The sequence below is a fragment of the Streptomyces sp. NPDC043952 genome (assembly GCF_056435325.1).
The window spans coordinates 106,191-131,191 of record NZ_JBWKES010000011.1 but is presented as its reverse complement, the minus strand read 5'-3'; the positions used below and the strand labels follow the sequence as shown (position 1 = coordinate 131,191).

The 25,001-nt window shown below is 72.1% G+C and carries 17 protein-coding genes and 1 tRNA gene; 9 read left to right on the top strand and 9 right to left on the bottom strand.

Features of this window, described 5'->3' with window-relative positions; all coding sequences use genetic code 11:
- Nucleotides 1-86 precede the first annotated feature (86 nt).
- The 9 genes from AC069R_RS15680 (at nucleotide 87) to AC069R_RS15640 (ending at nucleotide 8,989) form a co-directional block, all read left to right on the top strand.
- Nucleotides 87-2,249: a hypothetical protein gene (locus AC069R_RS15680; protein ID WP_478767341.1), complete on the top strand. Its 2,163-nt coding sequence runs from the start codon at nucleotides 87-89 to the stop codon at nucleotides 2,247-2,249.
- A 237-nt stretch (nucleotides 2,250-2,486) separates the two neighbouring features.
- Nucleotides 2,487-2,690: a hypothetical protein gene (locus AC069R_RS15675; protein ID WP_478767340.1), complete on the top strand. Its 204-nt coding sequence runs from the start codon at nucleotides 2,487-2,489 to the stop codon at nucleotides 2,688-2,690.
- Nucleotides 2,691-2,698: 8 nt separating this feature from the next.
- Nucleotides 2,699-3,292: a hypothetical protein gene (locus AC069R_RS15670; RefSeq protein WP_478767339.1), complete on the top strand. Its 594-nt coding sequence runs from the start codon at nucleotides 2,699-2,701 to the stop codon at nucleotides 3,290-3,292.
- A 25-nt stretch (nucleotides 3,293-3,317) separates the two neighbouring features.
- Nucleotides 3,318-3,755, top strand: coding sequence for an NUDIX domain-containing protein (locus AC069R_RS15665; RefSeq protein ID WP_478767338.1), 438 nt, complete (start codon nucleotides 3,318-3,320; stop codon nucleotides 3,753-3,755).
- 90 nt (nucleotides 3,756-3,845) lie between these two features.
- Nucleotides 3,846-4,538, top strand: coding sequence for a class I SAM-dependent methyltransferase (locus tag AC069R_RS15660; RefSeq protein WP_478767337.1), 693 nt, complete (start codon nucleotides 3,846-3,848; stop codon nucleotides 4,536-4,538).
- Nucleotides 4,535-5,389: a bifunctional DNA primase/polymerase gene (locus AC069R_RS15655; RefSeq protein ID WP_478767336.1), complete on the top strand. Its 855-nt coding sequence runs from the start codon at nucleotides 4,535-4,537 to the stop codon at nucleotides 5,387-5,389. Before AC069R_RS15660 ends, AC069R_RS15655 begins: the two co-directional genes overlap by 4 nt.
- Nucleotides 5,390-5,391: 2 nt before the next feature.
- Nucleotides 5,392-6,864 carry an ATP-binding protein gene (locus AC069R_RS15650; RefSeq protein WP_478767335.1) on the top strand — a complete coding sequence of 491 codons (1,473 nt, stop codon included), beginning with the start codon at nucleotides 5,392-5,394 and terminating at the stop codon, nucleotides 6,862-6,864.
- A gap of 458 nt (nucleotides 6,865-7,322) precedes the next feature.
- Complete coding sequence (locus tag AC069R_RS15645; RefSeq protein WP_478767334.1) at nucleotides 7,323-7,526, top strand: helix-turn-helix domain-containing protein; 204 nt, start codon at nucleotides 7,323-7,325, stop codon at nucleotides 7,524-7,526.
- Between the two features lie 65 nt (nucleotides 7,527-7,591).
- Nucleotides 7,592-8,989, top strand: a complete 1,398-nt coding sequence (locus AC069R_RS15640; RefSeq protein WP_478767333.1) for a tyrosine-type recombinase/integrase — start codon at nucleotides 7,592-7,594, stop codon at nucleotides 8,987-8,989.
- Between the two features lie 43 nt (nucleotides 8,990-9,032).
- On the opposite strand, the gene AC069R_RS15635 is transcribed toward AC069R_RS15640, so the two are convergent.
- The 9 genes from AC069R_RS15635 to AC069R_RS15595 all read right to left on the bottom strand — a co-directional run bounded on the left by AC069R_RS15635 (nucleotide 9,033) and on the right by AC069R_RS15595 (nucleotide 24,886).
- A tRNA-Thr gene (locus tag AC069R_RS15635) sits at nucleotides 9,033-9,109 on the bottom strand.
- A gap of 108 nt (nucleotides 9,110-9,217) precedes the next feature.
- Complete coding sequence (locus AC069R_RS15630) at nucleotides 9,218-10,828, bottom strand: alpha/beta hydrolase (protein ID WP_478767332.1); 1,611 nt, start codon at nucleotides 10,826-10,828, stop codon at nucleotides 9,218-9,220.
- A gap of 246 nt (nucleotides 10,829-11,074) precedes the next feature.
- Entirely contained in the window at nucleotides 11,075-12,280 is a 1,206-nt protein-coding gene (locus AC069R_RS15625; RefSeq protein WP_478767331.1) for a DNA polymerase III subunit delta', read from the bottom strand.
- Nucleotides 12,281-12,426: 146 nt separating this feature from the next.
- On the bottom strand, nucleotides 12,427-15,837 hold the full coding sequence (gene tmk, locus AC069R_RS15620; protein ID WP_478767330.1) for a dTMP kinase: 3,411 nt from the start codon (nucleotides 15,835-15,837) through the stop codon (nucleotides 12,427-12,429).
- Between the two features lie 113 nt (nucleotides 15,838-15,950).
- Entirely contained in the window at nucleotides 15,951-18,785 is a 2,835-nt protein-coding gene (gene topA, locus AC069R_RS15615) for a type I DNA topoisomerase (RefSeq protein ID WP_478767329.1), read from the bottom strand.
- A gap of 268 nt (nucleotides 18,786-19,053) precedes the next feature.
- On the bottom strand, nucleotides 19,054-19,251 hold the full coding sequence (locus tag AC069R_RS15610) for a hypothetical protein (protein WP_478767328.1): 198 nt from the start codon (nucleotides 19,249-19,251) through the stop codon (nucleotides 19,054-19,056).
- Nucleotides 19,252-19,968: 717 nt separating this feature from the next.
- Nucleotides 19,969-21,489, bottom strand: coding sequence for a DUF7059 domain-containing protein (locus tag AC069R_RS15605; protein ID WP_478767327.1), 1,521 nt, complete (start codon nucleotides 21,487-21,489; stop codon nucleotides 19,969-19,971).
- Between the two features lie 136 nt (nucleotides 21,490-21,625).
- Nucleotides 21,626-22,258: a small secreted protein gene (locus tag AC069R_RS15600; RefSeq protein ID WP_478767326.1), complete on the bottom strand. Its 633-nt coding sequence runs from the start codon at nucleotides 22,256-22,258 to the stop codon at nucleotides 21,626-21,628.
- 216 nt (nucleotides 22,259-22,474) lie between these two features.
- Entirely contained in the window at nucleotides 22,475-24,886 is a 2,412-nt protein-coding gene (locus AC069R_RS15595; RefSeq protein ID WP_478767325.1) for a sodium-translocating pyrophosphatase, read from the bottom strand.
- Nucleotides 24,887-25,001: the final 115 nt, after the last annotated feature.

Sequence of the window (25,001 nt, the reverse complement as noted above, 5' to 3'; positions counted from 1 at the left end):
AACCCCTCTCGTGGGCCGGGCACCGCTGGTGCCCGGCCCACGGGCTTCCCCTCGACTTCCGGCGCGACTGCCGAAGGAGATCCCTCATGGCTTCCAGCAACGCTCCTGCCCTGGACTGGACGTGGGGCACCACCCCTGCCACCGCCGCGGCCCTGGTCGCCGGGGGCGCCTACAGCGCCGCCGCTGTCGGCGCCGCCACCGGGCTGCCCGGCTCCTACGCCCTGCTCGTCGGGGCCGCAGGCGCCGCAGCACAGGCCGGCGCCGACCTCTACCAGCGCCGCCCCGGCGGGCACATCGCCACCCGGTGCGCGGGATGGCTGGCCACCGGCGGCTGGGCCGCGGTCGCGCTCGCCGAGCACACGGTGCTGACCTGGGCGGCCACCGGCTGGTGGGCGGCCGGAACCGCGGCCGGCATGACCCTCGCCCGCGGCCTGGTCCGCGCCGAGGAGACCGCGCGGACCGAACGCGCCTCCCGGCGGCTTCAGAAGTGGGCCAACGGGCAAGCCAAGGACTGGCACGAGCGCCTGCACCGCCTCTTCCGCCTCGACGGCCACACCGTCGAAGGCGTCAGGCCCTGGACAGGGGACGTCGGCTACACCGTGCGGGTCCTGATGCCCTCCGACACCCCGGAACTCCCGGCGGATGCGATCCGCAAGCTGGCGGTGGACCTGAAGCTGCCCAAGGGCGGCAGCATCCAGATCCTCGACGGCGAGATCTACGGCCAGATCCTCATCCGCGTCACCGCCAAGGACGTCCTCGCCGAGACCATCGACTTCCCCGAAGAGGTCACCGAGACCAGCATCTACCAGCGCATCCAGCTCGGCCTGCTGCCCGACGCCGAACCCGCCGACTTCCCCCTCACCGACGTGTGTGCGCTGGAGATCGGGCAGACCGGCTCGGGCAAGTCCAACACCATCAACGTCACCAACGCCCAGCTCCTGCGCACCAAGGACGCCGTGGTGTGGCACCTGGACGTCACCGGCGCCGGCATCAGCCTCCCCTGGCTGCGCGCCTGGGCCGTTGACGGCACGGTGGAGCGCCCGCTGATCGACTGGACCGCCGACACCGTCGAAGAAGCCCACATCATGCTGGACGTGGCGATCGCGGCGATCAACACCCGCAAGGCCGCTTACCAGGACCTGATGCACGACGCCGATGACGACAAGATTCCCGTCAGTCCGCAGGTCCCCGCCATCATCATCGTGGTCGATGAGATCGCCGAACTGCCCTACGACATCCTCGCCAAGCTCGACACCGTGGTCGACACCGGCCGCGCCGCCCGCGTCCGCACGGTCATCTCCGGCCTGCGGGCCACCCAGGATGTCATCACCGCCGCCATCAAGAAGCAGTCCCGTGTACGGATCGGCATGCGCGTCTCGGACCCCGAGGAGCTTTCGCACCTGTTCCCGACCGGTGGCGCCCGGCTGAACCCCAAGGCCGCCGCTCACAAGGGCTCCGGGTTCCTCTCCGCGCCGGACCAGGACGACGTCGACTCCGAGCCGACCCCGTTCAAGTGCTTCCGGATCAAGCCGAAGACCATCAACACCATCAGCCCGAAGCTCGCCGCGCGGCGCCCGGCCGTGGACGCGATCTCGCTGGACACGGCACCGGGCCGCTACTACGCGAGCCGCTGGGGCCGCATCCTGCCCCGCCTCTACAAGGACAAGAAGCTGTCCGCCGCGACCCTGCCGTTCACCGAGCTGGAGATCCTGCGGCCCCCGCTGGACGAGGTCAACGGCACCCCGATCACCGGAAAGGGACAGCCCCGCAGCTCCGGCAGCCCGCGCCCGACCACCGGCGGCGCCCCCGCCGGGCGGCCGGCCCGGTTCGGGTCGGAAGCACTGGCCGCCCTGCTGAACGCCCCCGCCTCGACCGCGCCCGCCACCACCACGGCGCCCGCCGCGGCGGAGGAGGGGCCGGAGGCGATCCGGGCAGAGTTCGGGCGCGTCCTGGAGCAGGCCGGCAACCTGACCGACCACCCCAACCCCATCCCGCAACTGCTGGCCGACGCACACCAGCACGTCGTCGCCGCCGGCGGCCGCATGCACACCGCCGACCTCGCCACCCGACTGGACATGGACCCGCTCCTGCTCGGCACCGAGCTGGGACGGCTGCTGCGCGCGGTCGGCATCGAGCGCCCCGGCAAGGGCACCGTCCGCGCCGGAGAGACCGGCGAACCCAAGCCCGGCTACCTCCAGGAGACCCTGGCCGCCGCCCTCCGCGCCTACGCCGACCGTCACGCCGCGTGACCCTCGGGTGGTCTGTGGGACTCCCACAGACCACCCACCACAGCCCCCACCACGGCCCGTGGGACTCCCACACCCCCGTGGGAGGTGCTGACCTGCATGTGTGGGCGTGGGACTCCCACAGAAAACAGGCCCGCAAAGCCCCTCAGCCGCCCCCTGACAGCCTCGCGGCGGCCGTCTGCTTCCCGGCGTGGGAGTCCCACGCCGGGCCCTCCTGCCGCTCTACAGAAAGTGACACTCGTGGTTCTTTCGATCAGCGGACTCGTCCTCGCCCTCATCCTCACCGCGGTGATGCTGCGCACCCGCTACCTGCCCGTCGGCGGCGCGCTGACCGCCGCGTCCCTGGGCTACTTCCTCGCCGCCAGCGGCGCCGCCCCCTCGATCAACGCGTTCTTCTCCGCCTTCGCCGCCGGCATCTCCAGCCTCGGCCACTCCTTCGGATAGGACCCGTCATGACGCTGACGCCCTGGAGCTACACCGAGATCTCCGACCTGCTCGACCACACCGACATCTCCCACCTGCTCGACGCCGACACCACCCGCCTCCTCAACGCCTCCAACCAGCCCACCCCGGCGAAGTCCGCCGTGCCCGAACGGCCCGTGGACGACGCGGCGTACATGACGGCCGTGTGGCAGCACATCCGCGAACAGCAGGATCACCGACCCGGCCCGGCCGACAGCACGTCGCTGCCGACATACGGCCCCACGCCCCCGGTTCCGCAGCCCGAGCGGCGCATCGTGCCCGCGTGGGCCGTGGGCACGGCCGTTGCCGGAATCGGAGTCGGCGCCACCTGCGTCGGGCTCGGCTGCGGCACCTGGCTCGCCTGCCAGGGATTCGCCGCCGTGTCCCTGAGGTCCGTCCTGTTCGTCACCCTGCCGATCGCCGCTCTGGCTGCCGTTGCCGTCGCCATCGGCTCCGCCATCCGCTCGGCCACCACCGCTCGCATCCAGACCCACCACCACTACACCGGCCCCGTCTACCAGGACCAGCGCAATGTGACCACCACGTCCCACGGCCTCTGGGCCACCACCCACAACCAGCTCTGACCAGCACCGGAAGGGACCCACTTCTGTGAGCACCGAAGATCACAACGAACCCGAGACCATCCGCTACACCGCCGATGTCGTATGCATCCGGGACGGCGCAGTCCTGCTGATCGAACGGGGCTGGCCCCCGCACCAGGGGATGCTGGCCCTCCCCGGCGGCCACGTCGACCCCGGCGAGACCTCCCGGACCGCCGCCGCACGGGAGCTGCTGGAAGAAACCGGCGTCCACGTCCACCCCGACGACCTGAAGCTGATCGGCATCTTCGACAACCCCGACCGCGACCCGCGCGGCCGGTACGTCACCGCCGCCTACCTGGTGACCGTCCCCGACGACACCACCGCACACGCCGGGGACGACGCCGCAGCCGTCCGGTGGACGCCCCTCAACGACACGGACCGCCTCGCGTTCGACCACAGCGCCATCGTGGCCGCAGCCCGGCACCGGCAGCACAGCCCCCTCTAACTACGCCAAGGGCGGCCCCCTCGTCTCGCCAAAGTCGCGGGGCCGCCCCTGCCCAACCAGCACCCACTCAAGGAACTGGAGACCTCCAGCATGACCCAACCCACCACCATCCGGCGAGTACCCGGCCGGCGACCGCGCTTACTGGACCTGTACTGCTGCCAGGGCGGGGCCTCCAAGGGCTACGCCGACGCCGGGTTTGACGTGACCGGCGTCGACATCGCCCCCCAGCCCCGCTATCCGTACCGGTTCGTCCAGGCCGACGCCATCACGTTCGTGCTGGAGCACGGGGCGGAGTTCGACTTCATCCACGCTTCGCCCCCGTGCCAGCACGACACCGCCTGCCAGCGCATCCAGGGCCGCGAGCATCCCGACCTGATCGCCCCCACCCGCACCGCCCTGGAGACCACAAGGCGCCCGTGGGCGATGGAGAACGTGGGCGGCGCCGTGCCGAAGCTGCGCGGGCCGGTGATGCTGTGCGGGCAGATGTTCTGCCTGGCCAACTACCGGCACCGGTACTTCGAGCCCGGCGGGGGCTTCACCCTTGCCCAGCCCGAGCACCCGGCGCACCTGGTGCCGCAGGCCAAGATGGGCCGTCCAGTCCCGCCCGGCCACTACGGCCAGTTCGTCGGCAACTTCTCCGGCATCGAACTGGCCCGCCGGGTGCTGGGCGTGCCGTGGATGAACCGCGACGGCATCCGCGAGTGCATCCCGCCCGCCTACACCGAGCACATCGGCCGCGCCGCCCTCGCCCATCTCGCCCCCGTGCTGGAGGTAGCCGCATGAACGCGACGCCCGATCTCCTGCGCGTCGCCCTGAGCCTCGCGTCTGCCGGTGTCCCGGTACTGCCTCTGCGGGCGGGCAAGCTCCCGTTCGGGAACTGCCGCGACTGCGCCGGGACTTCGCCCCGGTGCGGTGGCCGACCGAACATGAAGACCCCCGGCCCCTGCGCCTGCCCGCAGCCATGCCACGGCTGGGCCGCCGCCACCACCGACCCCACCGCCCTCCGCTCCCCGGCGTGGGCGTGGACGTGGCGCAAGGCGGCAGCGGTCGCCTACCACCCCGGCGGCGCCGGCCTGACCGTCGTGGACCTCGACAACCCGGCCGCCATCGCCTGGGCACGTGATGCCCTGCCCGCAACGCGGACCGTGGCCACCACGCGCGGAGAACACTGGATCTACCGGGACACGATGCAGTCCGCGAACGCTGTGCGGCCAGGCGTCGACATCAAGTCCCTCATGCAGTATGCCCGGTGGCTCGGCCCCGGCACCGGCACCATCACAGAGCTGCCGGACGTTGTCCGGGCGCTGATCGTGAAGAGGGCCGCCCCCGCCCGGCCGGGGCCACAAGCCCTCACCGCGCCCGCGCTGGCCGGGGGCGGGGAGTGCCGTCACCGCACGCCCGCCTACCTGGAGCGTGGGATCGCCATGGCGGAGCAGCGCATTGGCGAGGCCCGTGAGGCGATCCACGCCACCGTCTACCGGACCTTCCTCGCGGTGCTGTCGACGCATGGCCGGTGTGGCTGCCTCACCGACGCCCACCTTGCGCGGCTGTTCACTGCTGCGCAGGCCAAGGGCGAGTCCCCGCGGCACTGCACCGACGCATGGGCCAACGCCCGTACCGCTCTGGGGATGTAGCCGTGGCCGAGGACGAGAAGAACCCGGCCCGCGAGGTCATCACCGACTACGCGCAATCGCACTTCCGGTACTTCCGCACCGCCGACGGGACCGTGTACGCGCAGCGGAACGGGCACCCCGTGGCCCGCCCGATCCGCTCCCAGGGCACCTCGGGCAGCCATCGGCAGGAACTCATGGTCGGCCTGTTCAAGGACGGGGTCGGCGTGTTCAACGGGACCGCGCTCAAGGAGGCGTTGGACTTGATCGAAGCACTCGCGATGACCGAGGACGTGCAGCCCGTTCACATCCGCGTCGCGCCCGGATTCGACGGCGCGACCTGGCTCGACCTGGGCCGCAGCGACGGCCAGTCCGTCCGTATCCACCCCGCCGGCTGGGATATCCGCGTTCCCGACCCGCGTGAAGTGTGCTGGCGACGCACCCAGCTCACCGGTGAACTCCCCCTACCCGTCAAGGACACCGACGGCAAGGGCATCGACCTGCTGCTGAGGCTGTGCAACTTCGCCACCGCGGAGACCGAGTGCCTGGCCATCGCCTGGCTGATCGGCTGTCTCGGCCCGTCCGTGCCCGTCCCCGCGCCGTTCCTCACTGGGCCGCAGGGCGCCGGCAAGTCGACCGGCGGGCGGATGCTCGTGCGGGTCATCGAGGGCATGAGCGGTGACCTGCGCCGTGCTCCCAGGGACGAGGAGAACCTGATCACAGCGGTGGCGGCCGGATGGGTCACCGCGCTGGACAACCTGTCCCACATGACGCCGGAGCTGTCGGACGCCATGTGCTGCATCGTCACCGGCGCCGAGAACGTCAAGCGCGCCCTGTTCACCGACGGGGATGTCTTCCGCGCCCGCTACCGCCGCCCCCTGCTCCTGACCGGCATCGACGTTGGTGTCATCCGTCCCGACCTCGCGGAACGGCTCCTGCCCCTTCGTCTGGAGCGGCCGAAGGTCCGACGCACGGAGGCAGAGCTGTGGGCGGAGTACGCGGAAGTCCTGCCCGTCGTCCTCGGCTCGCTCCTCGACCTCACGGTCAAGGTCCGCGCGATCGAGGCGGAGACTCCCACCGACCTGCGCATGGCGGACTTCGCGCACCTGTGCGCGCAGCTCGACGCGGCGACCGGTCTCGGAGCGCTCACCGCCTACCGGGCCAGTCTGGACGATCTCAACGACGACGTGATCGAGGGCGACTTGCTGGCCCAGACCGTCCTCAGGCACGCCGTGGACATCGAACCGGGTGCAGCGCAGCGGATGACTTCCACCGAGTGGCTGCACTGCCTCACCCGCCTCTACACCGGCGAGGACTTCCGCCCCCTGCCCAAGGGATGGCCCACCACCGGCAAAGTCCTCTCCGACCGCCTGAAGCGCCTCCAGCCCACCCTCGCCGCCCGTGGTGTCCTCATCGACTCCGGCCGCACCAAAGACGGCCGCTACCTCGAAATGACCCGCATCGCCGCACGGACGCTGCACGAGCAGCAGGCGTTCTGATGGCGGCCGGCACGGCCGTACGAGCAAGAGGAGCACCCGGTTGCCCGACGGGGCGTGCTCCTCTTGCTGTTCGGCGGCGGCGCCGCCTGCAATGGACGTGCGCGAAGCGCTCCTTCTTCACGCCCTGAGCAGCGCAACACCCACCACAGAACCCCTCCTTTTTTTCCTAAGTGGGGAACGCTGCGTCACCTGCGTCACCTAGACCCCGAAAACGGTGGGTGACCTGCGCAGACAGGGGTGACGCAGACGGCCCGTCTCTGCGTCACCCCGCGTCACCTGCGTCACCGATGACGGACAGCCTGCGTCACCGATGACGCACCCTCAATGCCCTGCGTCACCGAAAAACCGCAGGTCAGAAGCCTGAATGACGCAAATGACGCGGGTGACGCAGAAATCCCGACCTCGGACAAGCGCGAGCCCTGAGCAGCACCCAAGTCCCGCTCGTTAGGAGACACCGGATGAGCACCGCGATTGCCGCTCCTGTCGACCGACTCCTGTACAAGCCCGAGGAAGCAGCCGAAGCACTCGCCATCGGCCGCTCCACCGTCTACGAGCTGATGGCCGAAGGCGGCCTGAAGTACATCAAGTTGGGCCGCACACGCCGGATTCGGCGTACCGACCTCGAAACGTACGTCGCGAACCTCTCTCCCCTGCCCAACTGACCCAAGCACGTCCCCCGAGGCGCCCCGAGCATCCCGCTCGGGGCGCCTCCCGCATGGAGGAGCACATGAGCCCCCGCAAGTCCAACATGGAGTCGTCCATCTACTTCGGCGCCGACGGTTGGTGGCACGGCCGCGTCACCATGGGCGTGAAGGGCGACGGCAGCCCTGACCGACGCCACCGCCGGGCCCGGACCGAGGCCGTGATCAAGCGCAAGGTGAAGGAGCTGGAGCGCCAGCGCGACCAGGGCCGCGCGCCCGCGGCAGGCCGTAAGCCGACCGTGGCCGCGTGGATGGAGACCTACCTGACCGACATCGCGAGCCTGAAGCTCAAGCCGCGCTCGCTGGACGACTACTGGTCGAAGACGCGCAACGACATCATTCCGGGCGTCGGCAAGCACCGCATCGACAAGTTGCAGCCTGAGCACCTGGAGCGGATGTACCGGGCCATGCTCGACGCCGGCCATGCCCCCTCGCACGTCGTGAAGGTGCACCGCATCCTGTCCCGCGCTCTGAAGATTGCCCACCGCCGTCGCATCGTCGGTGAGAACGTCGCCACGCTCGTGGACCCGCCGAGCATCGATGAGACCGAAGCCAACCCCTTTACCAAGGAGGAGGCCAAAGCGTTTCTCGAAGCCGCCTCGAAGCGGCCTTCCTTCATGCGCTGGATCGTCGGTGTCGGCATGGGGTTCCGGCAGGGGGAAACGCTCGGGCTGCGCTGGCCATACGTCGACCTGGAAGCGGAGCTGTTCCACCCGGAGTGGCAGCTACAGCGCCTCACCTGGCGGCACGGCTGCGCGGACCCGCATGCCTGTGGGTCACGTCTGCACCGCTTCGATCCATGCCCGCCGGACTGCACCACGCACAAGGGCTACAAGAGGGGCTGCCCGAAGCCGTGCACCAAGACGTGCACGAAGCACGCGAGCGCCTGCCCGGAGCGCAAGGGAGGCGGGCTCGTCTTCACCCGTCCCAAGACGAAGAAGAGCCGGAACGCCGTGCCGATCCCGCCCGTCTTCATCCCCTTCCTGCTCGATCACAAGGACCAGCAGGAGGAGATGCGGGCCGCCGCCGGGGAGTTGTGGCAGGAACACCAGGTCGTGTTCTCGCGGCCAGACGGGCGTCCGCTGGACCCGCGTGCCGACTACGAGGAGTTCAAGGAGCTGCTCGTGGAGGCGGGCATCGATGACCGTCGTCTGTACGACGGGAGTCGTCACACCGCCGGCACGATCCTGAACGAGCTGGGTGTGGACATGCCCACGATCATGGAGATCCTTCGGCACACCCAGATCAGCCAGACGCGGCGGTACGTGAAGGGCAGATCGCACCTGTCGAAGGACGCCATGCGGCGCATGGGCGAGTTCTTCGTGCCCTCACCGGCCGGGCCCGATGCGGGACCCACTGAGACCAGGACTGAGACCGCTGACAGTCGTGCGGCCCGCTCCCGGCGTCGCCGTCGCCTCCGCTGAACGAAAAACCCCAGGTCAGTGAACTTCTGACCTGGGGTTCCAGTGGAGCCGCTTTCGGGATTCGAACCCGAGACCTACGCATTACGAGTGCGTTGCTCTGGCCATCTGAGCTAAAGCGGCGTGCTGCGTGCACCTAGGGTGCGGTCGGCAACGTCGGTAAGTCTACACAGTTTCCGGGGGTGCTTCGTACCGGCTCCGGGAGCGGAGGACCGGGGCCGGTACGAAGGTCTAGGGGCAGCGTTTGCCGGTGGCCGGCGGGGTGCCGTGGAGGAGGTAGGTGTCGATGGCGGAGTCGACGCAGGTGCTGCCGCGCAGGAAGGCGGTGTGGCCGTCGCCGGCGTAGGTCAGGAGGTGGCCGGAGGAGAGCTGGCGGGCCAGGGACCGGGCCCAGCGGTAGGGGGTGGCCGGGTCGCGGGTGGTGCCGACGACCACGATCGGGGCCGCGCCCCGCGCCGTGATGCGGTGCGGCTCGCCCGTGGCCCGCACCGGCCAGTACGCGCAGTTCAGCGAGGTCCAGGCCAGGCCCTCGCCGAAGACCGGGGACGCCTTCTCGAACGCGGACTGCGCCTGCCGCAGCTGCTCGGGGCCGGTGAAGGCGGGCGGCAGGTCGAGGCAGTTCACCGCGTTGTTGGCCATCATCAGGTTGCTGTAGTGGCCGTCGGCGTCGCGCTCGTAGTAGCTGTCGGAGAGGGCGAGCAGCGCCGCGCCGTCGCCCTTCGTCGCCGAGGTCAGCGCCGCGCGCAGCTGCGCCCAGGCGCCCTCGTCGTACATCGCCGCGATCACGCCGGTGGTGGCCAGCGCCTCGCCGAGCTTGCGGCCGTCGCGGTCGCCCGTCGGGACGGGGTGGCCGTCGAGCTTGCGGAAGAAGCTCCTGAGGTGGTCGGCGGCCTGCTTCGGCGTCGTACCCCTGCGTCCGAGCGGGCAGTCGGTGCGCCGCAGGCAGTCCTCGGTGAAGGCCTGGAACGCCGTCTCGAAGCCCTCGGCCTGCTCCAGGTTCACCGTGCGGGAGTCGAGGGAGGGGTCCAGCGCGCCGTCCAGCACCACGCGGCCCACCCGGCTCGGGAAGAGGCCGGCGTAGGTCGCCCCGAGGAAGGTGCCGTACGACGCCCCCACGTAGTTCAGCTTCGGGTCGCCCAGCGCCGCGCGGAGGATGTCCATGTCACGGGCCGCCTCGACGGTGGACACGTGCCGCAGCAGCCGCGCCGAGCGCGCCCCGCAGGCCTGCGCGAACTTCTGGTCCGCCGCGACCACCGCGTTCTGCTCGGCCCGGTCGTCGGGGGTCACGTCGGTCTGCGTGTACGTGTCCATCTGACGGTCGTCGAGGCACTGGACGGGCTCGCTGCGGGCGACGCCGCGCGGGTCCACCGCCACCATGTCGTACCGGGCGCGGACCTCGGCGGGGTAGCCGAGACCGGCGTACTGCTGGAGGTAGGCCACCGCCGAGCCGCCCGGACCGCCCGGATTGACCAGCAGCGAGCCGAGCCGCTTGCCGCCGCCGGTCGCGGCCTTGCGGGACACCGCGAGCCGTACGTCGCCCGCGCCCGGCCGGTCGTAGTCCAGCGGCGCCCGCATCGTGGCGCACTGGAAGCCGGGGGCGCCGCAGTCGCGCCACGTCAGCCGCTGCGTGTAGTACGGCGCCAGCGCGGCCGGGATCGCGCGCGGCAGCGGGGCCAGGTCGGGGACGCTCGCCGCGCCGGTCCGCGCCGACGCCGCCGAGGACGGCCTGATCGAGCTGCTGCCGGGGGAGCACGCGGACACGAGGAGGGCCGCGGTCGCCAGGGCGGCGGCCGTGAGCCGTGCCGTGGTCCGGGGGCGGGACGGGGAGGACCTGGTCTGCATCCCGCGAGAGTAACGCTGGGCGATGCGGTGGACGCGGGGAGTTCCGATTGTCGCCCCGTACGGGGGACGGAGTGGCCATGCGGCCGGTTTCAGCCCGCCCGCAGCGCCATCGCCAGTCCGCTGCCCACAGTGCCGACCTCAGCACGCCCGCAGTGCCAACGTCAGCCCGCCACCCACGTCAGTACGCCCCCAGTGCCATAGGCAGCCCGCCCCACCGCCATCGTCAGCCCGCCCCCACCGCCATCCTCACCCCGCCCGCAGCGCCATCGTCATCGCCTCCACCGCCAGCAGCGGCGCCACATTGCGGTCCAGGGCCTCGCGGCACGCGGCGATCGCCTCGATGCGGCGCAGGGTGGACTCCGGGGTGCTGGCGCGGGCCAGCCGGTCCAGGGCGTCCTGCGCGTCGGCGTTGGCGATCGCCACGCGGGAGCCGAGCTGGAGGGCGAGGACGTCGCGGTAGAAGGTGGTGAGGTCGCCGAGGGCCACGTCCAGGCTGTCGCGCTGGGTGCGGGTCCTGCGGCGCTTCTGCATGTCCTCCAGGTCCTTCATCACGCCCGCCGTGCCGCGCGGCAGCCGGCCGCCCTGGGCCGCGCCGAGCGCCGCCTTCATCTCCTCGGACTCCCTGCCGTCCGTCTCCTCGGCGAGCTGCTTGGCGTCCTCGGCGGCCGCGTCGACCAGTTCCTGGGCGGCCCGCAGGCAGGCGCCGACCTCCTCCAGGCGCAGCGGGAGTTTCAGGACGGCGGCGCGGCGCTCGCGGGCGGCCGGGTCGGTGGCCAGGCGCCGGGCGCGGTCCACATGCCCCTGGGTGGCGCGGGCGGCGTCGGCCGCGGCCACCGGGTCCACGCCGTCGCGTCGTACGAGCATGTCGGCGACCGCGGCCACGGACGGGGTGCGCAGGTTCAGGTGGCGGCAGCGGGAGCGGATGGTCGGCAGGACGTCCTCGATGGAGGGGGCGCACAGCAGCCAGACCGTGCGCGGGGCGGGCTCCTCGACGGCCTTGAGCACGGCGTTCGCCGATTTCTCGTTCAGCCGCTCGGCGTCCTCGACCAGGATGATCTGCCAGCGGCCGCCCGCCGGCGCGGTGAACGACTTGCGGACCGTGTCCCGCATGTCCTTCACCAGGATCTCGGCGCCGACCGCGGCGACCGTGGTGACATCCGCGTGGGTGCCGAGCAGCGCGGTGTGGCAGCCGTCGCAGAAACCGCAGCCGGGGGCGCCGCCGAGGGCCCGGTCGGGGCTCACGCACTGGAGGGCGGCGGCGAAGGCCCGCGCCGCCTGGTTGCGGCCCGCACCGGGCGGTCCGGTGAACAGCCACGCGTGCGTCATCCGGGACGACTCCGGCGGCGGCGCGTCGGCCGCGGCGGCGGTGACCAGGGCGTCGGCGTCCCGCGCGGCGGCGCCCAGCACCTCGCTCACCTTCTCCTGCCCGACGAGGTCGTCCCACACGCTCACGGGTCACGCCGCCCTTCCGTCACACTCCGCGTTCCGACCTCCATTGTGCGGGCGGGGTCTGACAACCGGGACCACACCGGAAACGCCGAGCGGCGCCCGCCCCTGCTCCGGCAGGGCGCGAGCGCCGCTCTCGACGGGGGCCGGGGTCAGCCCCGGCGCCTCCTGCGGGGCTCGTCCTGGTCGTCGTACGAGCCCAGCAACTCGTCCGCCAGCGACGGCAGATCGTCCAGCGGGGTCTCCTCGGCCCAGTCCGGGCGCGGGCGGCGGCGGGCGCTCTCGGTGCCGGGCTGGGGCATCTCGCGGGTGCGGTCCCCGGAGCCGTCGGGGTCCGCGGGCCGCTCGTCGCGGAAGAAGCCGCGCGGCATCCGGTCGGCCGGGGCGTCGTCGCGCACGGGCGGCAGTACGGCCGTCTCGTCCACGCCGAGCTGCGGCAGCACGGCGGTCTCCTCCGCGGCGCTCGCGGGCACCTGCGGCAGTACGGCGGTCTCCTCGGCGGCGCTCGCCGGCACCTGCGGCAGTACGGCCGTCTCGTCCGCGGCGCCGGGAACGGCGGGCGGCTGGGGCAGCTCGGCGGTCGTCTCGGCCTCGGAGAACGGGTTCCGGGCGCCGCGGGCGGACGGCTCGTCCCGGCCGGGCGAGACGACCGGCGTCGGCACCGTCTCCTCCACACCCCGGCCCGTCGTCCCTTCGGCACCCCGGCCCGTCGTCCCTTCGGCACCCCAGCCCGGAGCCTCCGCGTCCCGGCCCGGCGCCTGTACACCGCTGCCCGTCTCCGCCGTACCCCGGCCCGGCGACACCGCCGGAGTGGCGACCGTGGCCGCGTCCGAGGTCACGCCGGGGGCCTTCGGCTGGGGGCTGCCGGGCCTGCGGGCCGCCGCGTCGGCGGCCGCCGCTGCCTCGGCGGCCCGGCGGCGCGCCTCCTCCGCACGGAGCAGGGCCTCCTCCGCCTTGCGCTGCGCCTCCAGCCGCCGGGCCTGCTCCTCGGCGCGCTCCTTGGCCAGCCTGGCTTCCTCCTCGGCGCGGATCCGGGCCTGGCGGGCCTCCTCCTCCGCGCGCAGCCGGGCCTCTTCCTCGGCCTGCTTGCGGCGGCGCTCCTCCTCGGCCCTGCGGCGCGCCTCCTCCTCGGCGCGGGCCTTCTCCTCGGCGAGCAGCCGCTGCCGCTCCTCCTCGGCGCGCCGGGCCGCCTCGGCCGCCCGCTGCCGGGCCTCCTCCGCCTGCCGCTCGGCCTCGCGGCGCTGCGCCTCCTCCAGCTCGCGGCGCTTGCGCTCCTCCTCCTCGGCGCGCAGCCGGGCCAGCTCCTCCTGGCGCTCACGCTCCAGGCGCTCCTCCTCGGCCTTGCGCGCGGCCTCTTCCTCGGCCTTGCGGCGCGCCTCCTCCTCGGCCTTCCTGCGCGCCTCCTCGCGGGCCTCGATCTCGGCCTGGGACAGCGGCAGCACGGTGTCGAGGCGGTGCCGGATGACGGTGGTGACGGCCTCGGGCTCCTGCCCGGCGTCCACCACCAGGTAGCGGCCGGGGTCGGCGGCGGCCAGGGTGAGGAAACCGGAGCGCACGCGCGCGTGGAACTCAGCGGGCTCCGACTCCAACCGGTCCGGCGCCTCGGTGAAACGCTCGCGGGCGGCCTCCGGAGCGACGTCCAGCAGCACGGTCAGGTGCGGCACCAGGCCGTCGGTCGCCCAGCGGTTGATGCGGGCGATCTCGGTCGGGGACAGGTCGCGGCCGGCGCCCTGGTAGGCGACGGAGGAGTCGATGTAGCGGTCGGAGATCACCACCGCGCCGCGCTCCAGGGCGGGGCGTACGACGGTGTCGACGTGCTCGGCGCGGTCGGCGGCGTACAGCAGCGCCTCCGCGCGGTGCGACAGGCCGGCCGAGGAGACGTCCAGCAGGATCGAGCGCAGCCGCTTGCCCACCGGGGTGGCGCCCGGCTCGCGGGTGAGCACGACCTCGTGGCCCTTGGCGCGGATCCACTCGGCGAGGGCCTCGGCCTGGGTGGACTTGCCGGCGCCGTCGCCGCCCTCCAGGGCGATGAAGAAGCCGTTCGCGGCCTGCGCCTCGACCGGGTCGTCGCCGCCGAGCAGCGCGTCCCTGAGGTCCTGGCGCAGCGGGATGCCGGAGCGGTCGTCGACCTTGGCGAGCACCAGCGCGGCCACCGGCAGCAGCAGGGCGCCGACCAGCATCAGCGTGAACGAGGCGCCGCCGTGCGCGAACACGAACCGGCCGTTCTCCAGGCGGTGCCGGCCGATCAGCCCGGCGACCACCGGGGCGATCACCGCGCCGAGCGCTATGAAGACGCGGACGACGGCCTGGAGGTGCTCGGTGACCCGCGCCCTGCGGTAGTCCTCGGTCTCCTGGTCGAGCAGCGCGTGCCCGGTGTTGGCCGCGATGCCCGCGCCGAGACCCGCCAGGGTGAGGATCAGCACCACCGTGGTGACGTCCGGCACCAGCCCGGCGGCCAGCAGCGCGATGCCGGTGAAGGCGATCGCCAGGGCCAGCAGCCGGCGGCGGGACAGCGAGGGCAGCAGCGCGGGGGCCGTACGGATGCCGAGGGCGACGCCGCCGGTCAGGCCGAGCACCAGCAGGCCGAACAGGACCGGGCCGCCGCCCAGGTCGGTCGCGTGCAGCACGCACACGGAGACGGCGGCCGCGATGACACCGGCCACGGCGGCGCAGGCGGGGACGAGCAGCGGGATCGCGCCCGTGCGCCCCTTGTCGACACCGGCGCCGGTGCGCGGCCGGCGCAGGCCCTCCAGCGGGGACCGGGGGCGCGGGGTGCGCGTGCCGGGCAGCTCCAGGGCGGTCAGCAGGGAGAGCGAGGCGGCGAACAGGCCCGCCGCCACGTACGACGCGAGGGCCGCGTGGTGCTGGTCGAACCACGGCACGCCGGTGGCCAGCAGGTTGTTGAACAGGGCGGCGACGACCAGGGCGGCGGCGGCCAGCGGTACGGCGAGGAAGGCGGTGCGCAGCGCGAGGCGGCGCAGGGCGTCCATGTGGTCCGGCAGCGGCCGCACGGTCGCGCCCTCCGGCGGCGGGGCGGGCAGCAGGGCGGGGGCCGCGCTCTCCCGGCACACCGTCCACAGCCGCTCGGCGACGCCGGTGACGAAGGCGGTGACCAGCAGCACGGCCGGTGCGTTCGCCGGGGTCCAGTCGATCCACAGGGGGGCCACGATCAGCAGCGCGGCGCGCAGACCGTCGGCGCCGGCCATGGTCCAGCGGCGGTCCAGCGGGCCGTCCTCGGCGGTGAGCGTGGTCAGCGGCCCGAGCAGGACCGCGCCGAAGATCAGCGCGGCGAGGCCGCGGGCGGCGAAGACCGTCGCGACCGCGAACGCCACGCCCCGGTAGCCGCCGCCGAACGCCCCCTGGGCGATCGCCGCCTGGAGGACGAGGACGACCAGGACGAGGAGGGCGAGGGTGTCGCCGACTCCGCTCACCAGCTGCGCGCTCCACAGGCGCCGCAACTGCGGTCGGCGCAACAGGGAACGTACGGCGCGCTCGCGGGAGTCCGCGACCAGGGCGTCGTCCGGTTCTGGAGTGTGGGCCGTTGGCTGCTCGGCTCGCGTCATGCGTTCAGCCTATCCGCAGCCGCCGACACCACACCTCGCACTCCTGGCATGCACACGCCCCGACACCAAAGTGATGCCGGGGCGTGCACGGGGCGAGACGGGACTCCTGGGACTCAGTCCTCCGAGCCGGAAGCCGCGGACTTGGCCGCCGTCGCCTTCTTGGCGGTCGTCTTCTTCGCCGCCGTCTTCTTCGCGGCGCTCGCCGTGGTCTTCTTCGCCGCCGTCTTCTTGGCGGCGGTCTTCTTCGCCGGCGCGGTCTTCTTGGCCGGTGCCTTCTTCGCGGTCTTCTTGGCGGGGCCCTTCGCGCGCTTCTCGGCAAGAAGTTCGAAGCCGCGCTCCGGGGTGATCGCCTCGACGCTGTCGCCGGAGCGCAGGGTCGCGTTGGTCTCGCCGTCGGTGACGTACGGCCCGAAGCGGCCGTCCTTGACCACGACCGGCTTCTTGGACACCGGGTCCTCGCCCAGCTCCTTCAGCGGCGGCTTGGCGGCGGCCCGCCCACGCTGCTTCGGCTGGGCGTAGATCGCCAGCGCCTCCTCCAGCGTGATCGTGAAGATCTGGTCCTCGGACTGGAGCGAGCGCGAGTCCGTGCCCTTCTTCAGGTACGGCCCGTAGCGGCCGTTCTGGGCGGTGATCTCCTGGCCCTCGGCGTCGGTGCCGACGACACGCGGCAGGGACATCAGCTTCAGCGCGTCGTCCAGCGTCACCGTGTCCAGCGTCATCGACTTGAAGAGGGAGGCGGTGCGCGGCTTGACCGCGTTCTTGCCGGTCTTCGGGGTGCCCTCGGGGAGGATCTCGGTGACGTACGGCCCGTAGCGGCCCTTCTTGGCGACGATCTGGTGGCCGGTGGCCGGGTCGGTGCCCAGTTCGACGTCGCCGCTGGGCTCGGCCAGCAGCTTCTCGGCCAGCTCCTCGGTCAGCTCGTCCGGCGCCAGGTCGTCGGGGATGTCGGCGCGCTGGTGCTCCTCGGTGTCCTTCTCGCCGCGCTCGATGTACGGCCCGTAGCGGCCGACCCGCAGCACGATGCCGTTGCCCACCGGGAAGGAGGACACCTCGCGGGCGTCGATGGCGCCCAGGTCGGTGACCAGTTCCTTGAGGCCGCCGAGGTGGTCCCCGTCGCCGTTGCCCGCGTCGGCCGCGGCGCCGCTGATGGTGCCCTCGCCGAAGTAGAAGCGCTTCAGCCACGGCACGGCCTGGGCCTCGCCGCGGGCGATGCGGTCGAGGTCGTCCTCCATCTTGGCGGTGAAGTCGTAGTCGACCAGCCGGCCGAAGTGCTTCTCCAGAAGGTTTACGACGGCGAAGGACAGGAAGGACGGCACGAGCGCCGTGCCCTTCTTGAAGACATAGCCGCGATCGAGGATCGTGCCGATGATCGACGCATAGGTCGACGGGCGGCCGATCTCGCGCTCCTCCAGCTCCTTGACCAGGGATGCCTCGGTGTAGCGGGCCGGGGGCTTGGTGGCGTGACCGTCGACCGTGATCTCCTCGGCGGACAGCGCGTCGCCCTCGGCGACCTGCGGCAGCCGGCGCTCGCGGTCGTCCAGCTCGGCGTTCGGGTCGTCGGCGCCCTCGACGTACGCCTTGAGGAAGCCGTGGAAGGTGATCGTCTTGCCGGAGGCGCTGAACTCCACGTCCCGGCCGTCGGCGGCGGTGCCACCGATCTTCACGGTCACGCTGTTGCCGGTCGCGTCCTTCATCTGGGAGGCGACGGTCCGCTTCCAGATCAGCTCGTACAGCTTGAACTGGTCGCCGGTCAGGCCGGTCTCCGCGGGCGTGCGGAAACGATCACCCGAGGGGCGGATCGCCTCGTGCGCCTCCTGCGCGTTCTTCACCTTCGCCGCGTACGTCCGCGGCTGCGGGGGCAGGTAGTCGGCGCCGTACAACTGCGTGACCTGGGCGCGGGCGGCCGCGATAGCGGTCTCGCTCAGCGTCGTGGAGTCCGTACGCATGTACGTGATGTAGCCGTTCTCGTACAGCTTCTGGGCGATCTGCATCGTCGCCTTGGCCCCGAAGCCGAGCTTGCGGCTGGCCTCCTGCTGGAGCGTCGTCGTACGGAACGGCGCGTACGGCGAGCGGCGGTACGGCTTCGACTCCACCGAGCGCACGGAGAAGCGGGTGTTCTCCAGGGCGGCGGCGAGGGCACGCGCGGTCGCCTCGTCCAGGTGCAGGGTGTTCGCGGACTTCAGCTGCCCGACGGAGTCGAAGTCACGGCCCTGCGCGACACGCCGTCCGTCGACGGTCTGCAGCCGCGCGACCAGGGTCGACGGGTCCGAGGGGTCGCCCGCGCGGCCGGTGCCGAAGGTGCCGGTGAGGTCCCAGTACTCGGCGGAGCGGAAGGCGATGCGCTCGCGTTCCCGCTCGACCACGAGCCGGGTCGCGACGGACTGCACGCGGCCGGCCGACAGCCGGGGCATGACCTTCTTCCACAGCACCGGGGAGACCTCGTAGCCGTAGAGACGGTCGAGGATGCGGCGGGTCTCCTGGGCGTCGACCAGCTTCTGGTTGAGCTGGCGCGGGTTGGCGACGGCCTCGCGGATCGCGTCCTTGGTGATCTCGTGGAAGACCATCCGCTTGACCGGGATCTTCGGCTTCAGGACCTCCTGGAGGTGCCAGGCGATGGCCTCGCCCTCCCGGTCCTCATCGGTGGCCAGGAAGAGTTCGTCGGAGTCCTTCAGCAGGTCCTTGAGCTTCTTGACCTGGGCCTTCTTGTCCGCGTTGACCACGTAGACGGGCTGGAAGTCATGCTCGACGTCCACGCCGAGGCGGCGCACCTCGCCGGTGTACTTCTCGGGCACCTCGGCGGCGCCGTTGGGGAGGTCACGGATGTGCCCGACGCTCGCTTCGACTACGTAGCCGGGGCCGAGGTAGCCCTTGATCGTCTTCGCCTTGGCAGGCGACTCGACGATGACGAGTCGGCGGCCGCCCTCTGCGGTCTCGCTGGTCGGGGACAACTTCGCTCTTCTCTCCGGTCGACGCTGTGGCCTCCCCAGGCCTTGGTCCCGGGGTCGCAACGTACTGCTGGCACGTGTGACGCTGCGGAGTGTGACGGTACATCCCGCCCCCGTGTCAAACGGGAAAAGCCCACAACGGCCACTCGAACGGTAACCCGACTACCGGCATTCCTGCCGCCCGGACTGCCGGGTACCCCTGCCGGGTCTGTCCGGAGCGTGACGCTCCTCCTACTCTCGCGGCACACCGGCGGGCCGGCACCCGCCGACGTCACAGGCGCGTGAGGCAGTAGCCGCCGAGGGCCAGCGCGAGGGTTCCGGCCACGCTCGCGAGGGTGGCGGATGCGACCCGGTTCACACCGAGGGCCACCGCCTCACCCCGCCGCAGCCGCACCCCGGTCCACACCAGGAGAGCCCCTCCGAACAGCACGAACACCGCCCCCACGAACGCCGCCGGCCCCTGCTCCATCCCCCGCCCACCCCTTCCGACTCCACCCGGCGCGGCGAGACTGACACGCGGGGGCGACGGGCGGGCGACGACGGGGTGAACGACGGACCACCGGCAACCGCCCGACCGGACCGGGAATCATGATCCGGCCTGTCCGGCTCGCGACAGATATTTTTCCGGCCGTTTTGCAATCGGGGGGCGCGTGGGACTGCGGGCGGCATGGGCGGGGGGTGCGGAGGGGCTGCGGAGGTGGGGGCCGCTGCCGCGTCCGGGGCCCGCTGGGAGCGGCGGGGCTGCCGGCGCGGGGGCGGGCTGGGCACGGCCTGCGTCCGAGGGCCCGCACGGGGCAGGAGGCCGCCCCCGCGTACGACGGTCACCGTGGACGGCGAACCCACCTCCGCGCACGGCCGGACGGCCCACCACCACACGGACGCGCCTTCGCCCGCAGCCGCCGGGACACGGCAGACGCGGCTCACCGTGAGCGGAACAGGGCGGCGGTCCCGGACGGGTCCAGGGCCGGGTTCCGAGGCGCCGTACTCCGGGTCCCGGCCGCTGCCGAACAGCACGATCCGCTACCTCGCGGGGCCGCCCGCCCAGCTCGAAGCTCGCCGAGCCGGGGCGGACGCACCGACCCCACGCGGACACGCCCGCCCGAATGCAGCCGCGCCGCCAAGTCACCCCACCCCGCGCGCCAGCCCAGTCGGCCCCCGTCCTCGCCGCCCCCGCCGAGCCGTCCCCTCAGGTCACCGGCTCCAAGAAGCCCTGTTCCACCAGGAGTCGGATCTGGGCGGGGGTCTGGTCGCGCAGGCGGATGGAGTCCTCGCCCATCAGCTGGGCGATGGCGTCCAGGATGCGGCCCGCGCTGAGGGTGCCGTCGCAGACGCCCGCGAAGCCCGCGCCGACCGTGTCCACCTTGGTGGCCCGGCGCATGCCGCGGTGCTGGCGCAGCACGACGTGCTCGGGGTCCTCCGCGCCGGGCAGCCCGACCTGTTCCTGCACCACCTCGCCGACCAGCCTGAAGTGGTGGGCGAGCAGCGCCGCGTCGTCGTGCTCACGCAAATAGTCGACGCGCTCGAAGTGCGCCCGGATGGTGTCCCCGAGCGGTTGCTCCACCGGATGCGGCCACTCCTCCACCGTGATGGACGGCTCGGCCGCCTCGCTCCTGCGCAGGGTGATCCAGCCGAAGCCGACCGCCTTGACCTTGCGCGCCTCGAACTCGTCGAGCCAGGCGTCGTACCGCGCCTGGTACTCCGCCGGGTCCCCGCGGTGGTCCCCGGCGTCCCGCAGCCACAACTCGGCGTACTGCGTGACGTCCTGGACCTCGCGCTGCACGATCCAGGCGTCGCACCCGCGCGGCACCCACGACCTGAGCCTGTCCTGCCAGTCCTCCCCCGCGACGTGCTGCCAGTTGGCGAGGAACTGCGCGTACCCGCCCTCGGTCAGCCGTTCCCCCGCCTGCTGGACCAGCGAGCGGCACAGGTCGTCCCCGCCCATGCCGCCGTCGCGGTAGGTCAGCCGGGCGCCGGGGGAGATCACGAAGGGCGGGTTGGAGACGATCAGGTCGAACTTCTCGTCCTCGCGCACCGGTTCGAACAGCGAGCCCTCGCGCAGTTCGGCGGCGGGCGCGCCGGAGAGCGCCAGCGTGAGCGCCGTGATGTGCAGCGCGCGGGGGTTGAGGTCGGTCGCCGTCACGCGCGTGGCGTGCCGGGAGGCGTGCAGCGCCTGGATGCCGGAGCCGGTGCCGAGGTCCAGGGCGGCGGCGACCGGCGTGCGCACGGTGATGCCGGCGAGCGTGGTGGACGCCCCGCCGACCCCCAGCACGACACCCTCGGCCCGCTGCCCGATGCCCCCCGCGCCGCCGACCGCGCAGCCCAGGTCCGACACGATGAACCAGTCCTCGCCGCCGGGACCGCCGTACGGCCGTACATCCACCGTGGCGGCCACCTCGTCGCCGCCCACCCGCACCAGCCACCCGGCCTCGACCGCCTCCTCGACGGGGAGCACGGCGGCCACCCGCGCGCGGGGCACGGGCTGCTGGAGCAGGAGGAGCCGTACGAGGGTCTCCAGCGGCGTGTCGCCACGGGTGGCGCGCAGCGCGGGCACGGTCTCGCTGCGGGCCAGGGCCGCGTACGCGGGCGCGCCGAGCAGTTCGAGCAGTCCGTCGGCGGTGAAGGAGGCGGCCAGCAGCGCGTCCCGCAGGCGCGCGGCGGCCTCGGGGCGGTCGGCGGCGGGCAGGGGGGCGAGTGCGGAGTCAGTCACGGTCCCATTGTGTCCCGCGCGGGCCGAGGGGGACGGCGCACACAACCCGGCGCACGCGGCCATCCCCCACCCGCGCCGTCCCCCACCCGCGCCGGGCGCGGTCAGCCCGCCGCGGACGTCATGCCTCGGGCGCCGGTCAGCCCGCCGTGGACGCCGCGGAGGGCGAGGACGACGCCGCGGAGGCGACCTTCTTGCAGCTGGGCTGCTGGGCGATGGCGTCCTGGACCTCGCCCTGCTGGAGCGCCTTCAGGGACTCGGTGCCGCTCTGGTGCTTCTTCTCCAGCTCGGTCATCTGCTGGGCGACGTCGTGCAGCCCGGAGGCGAACTTCGCCTGGTCCTTGGTGTCCAGGCCGTCGACCTGCTTCTTCAGGTCGGCGTAGGAGGCCGAGAGGCTGTTGAAACTCTTCACGACATCGCCGAGCCGCTTGGCGCCGCCGGTGACTCCGGGGGGTGCGCCGGCCTCGTTGACGGCGGTCGCGATCGCCTTGTAGCCGTCGGCCATGTCCTGGAATGCCTTGGAGTCGGTCTTCTGGAGCGTCTCGGGCTTGGCCGTGTCGGCCGCCGTCGTGGAGATCGCCGCGTTGGCCGCCTTGATCTTCGCGTCCTGCGCGGGTACGGCGTCGCACACCGACTTGGCCCAGGAGACCAGCTTGGGGTCGGGCCCCTTGGGGGCGCTGTTGCTGCTGCATCCCGACAGCGCAGCCACCAGTACCGCACCGCCGGACAGTGCGGCCGCGAGCTTCTTGTTCACCGGATTGGTCCCTTCCATGGCTCTCGGGCCCCGGACCCTACACGGCGGACGCACACCCTCCGCACACCGATCGCCCCCTAAGTACCTTTTATTACTTTTTGCGCGAGAGAAGGCTCACGACAGGGTCGCACCGGCGCATACGACGGGACCCGTGCCCGCACACGCGAACGGGCGGGCGGCGCGCCCCAGGGAACGCACCGCCCGCCCGCTCTTTGCGCAGGTTCTCTCCTAAACCTACGAAACCACCGCCGCGTCGGCCGAGTTGGCGACCCGCTCGGTGCTCTCCTCTTCCTCGTCACCGACGGCGATGCCGCGCCGCTTGGAGATGTACACGGCCGTGCCGATCACCAGCAGCGCGAGGATCGCGACCCCGATCCGCACGCCGAGGTTCTTGTCATGGCCGTAGGAGAACTTGATCACCGCGGGCGCGATGAGCAGCGAGACCAGGTTCATGACCTTCAGCAGCGGGTTGATCGCCGGGCCCGCGGTGTCCTTGAAGGGGTCGCCGACCGTGTCGCCGATCACCGTGGCGGCGTGGGCCTCGCTGCCCTTGCCGCCGTGGTGGCCGTCCTCCACGAGCTTCTTGGCGTTGTCCCAGGCGCCGCCGGAGTTGGCGAGGAACACCGCCATCAGCGTGCCCGCGCCGATCGCGCCGGCGAGGTAGGAGCCGAGCGAGCCGACACCGAGCGTGAACCCGACGAAGATCGGCGCCATCACGGCGAGCAGACCGGGCGTGGCCAGCTCCCGCAGGGCGTCCTTGGTGCAGATGTCTACGACCTTGCCGTACTCGGGCTTCTCCGTGTAATCCATGATTCCGGGCTTCTCCCGGAACTGCCGCCGCACCTCGAACACCACCGCGCCCGCCGACCGCGACACGGCGTTGATGGCCAGTCCGGAGAAGAGGAAGACGACCGCGGCGCCCGCGATGAGCCCGACCAGGTTGTTGGGCTGCGAGATGTCCAGGGACAGGCTCAGCGGCGCGCCGGGCCCGCTGAGCTTCTCCCCGACGTCCTGCACATTGGTGGTGATCGCGTCGCGGTACGACCCGAAGAGGGCCGACGCCGCGAGCACCGCGGTGGCGATCGCGATGCCCTTGGTGATCGCCTTGGTCGTGTTGCCGACCGCGTCCAGGTTGGTGAGCACCTGCGCGCCCGCGCCCTCGACGTCGCCGGACATCTCGGCGATGCCCTGGGCGTTGTCGGAGACCGGCCCGAAGGTGTCCATGGCGACGATCACGCCGACCGTGGTGAGCAGGCCGGTGCCGGCCAGCGCGACCGCGAACAGCGCGAGCATGATCGACGTACCGCCGAGCAGGAACGCGCCGTACACGCCGAGCCCGATGAGCAGCGCGGTGTAGACGGCGGACTCCAGGCCGACCGAGATGCCGGACAGGACGACGGTGGCGGGACCGGTCAGGGAGGTCTTGCCGATGTCGCGGACCGGGCGCCGGTTGGTCTCGGTGAAGTACCCGGTCAGCTGCTGGATGACGGCGGCGAGCAGGATGCCGATGGCCACCGCGACCAGGGCGAGGACCCGCGGGTCGCCGTCCTTGCCCTTGATCGCCGCGTCCGTCACTCCGCTGAGGCCGGCGTAGCTCGACGGCAGGTAGACGAAGACGGCGACGGCGACCAGGACGAGGGAGATCACCGCGGAGATGAAGAAGCCGCGGTTGATCGCGGTCATGCCGCTGCGGTCGGCGCGCCGGGGGGCGACCGCGAAGATGCCGATCATCGCCGTGATCACGCCGATGGCGGGCACCAGCAGCGGGAAGGCGAGCCCGGAGTCGCCGAAGGCGGCCTTGCCGAGGATCAGCGCGGCCACGAGGGTGACGGCGTACGACTCGAAGAGGTCGGCCGCCATGCCCGCGCAGTCGCCGACGTTGTCGCCCACGTTGTCGGCGATGGTGGCGGCGTTGCGCGGGTCGTCCTCCGGGATGCCCTGCTCGACCTTGCCGACCAGGTCGGCGCCGACGTCCGCGGCCTTGGTGAAGATGCCGCCGCCGACTCGCATGAACATGGCGATCAGGGCGGCGCCGAGGCCGAAGCCCTCCAGGACCTTCGGCGCGTCGGCGGCGTAGACCAGCACCACACAGGAGGCGCCCAGCAGGCCGAGGCCCACCGTGAACATGCCGACCACACCGCCCGTGCGAAATGCGATCTTCATCGCGATGTGCGAGACGGTCGTGAGGTCTTTTTCGGGTTCGCCCTCGCCCGGAGTCGCCTCCCGTGCCGCGGCGGCGACCCGCACATTGCTGCGTACCGCGAGCCACATGCCGATATAGCCGGTGGCGGCCGAGAACACCGCGCCGATCAGGAAGAACACCGAGCGCCCGGCACGCTGATTCCAGTCGTCCGCGGGCAGCAGCAGGAGCAGGAAGAAGACGACGACGGCGAATACGCCGAGCGTGCGCAGCTGCCGGGCGAGATACGCCTTGGCGCCTTCCTGGACCGCTTCGGCGATCTTCTTCATGCTGTCGGTGCCCTCGCCCGCGGCGAGTACCTGGCGCACCAGGATCCCCGCGACCACCAGCGCGGCGAGGGCCACCGCCGCGATGACGGCCACGATGACCCTGTTGCCGTTGGTGAGTACCGCGGCCGCGAGGTATGTGGGGTGGTCAAACTCAGAGGGGTAAGAAAGCCCCGCCATTCGTCCTCCTTGACGCTTGGGCTGAGCTCAAGATGTGGACGGATTGTAGGTACCCCAGGGTGATGCCAAAAGAGCACGGTAAACGGAAGTGGCCTGCATGCACCGGTGACCGACT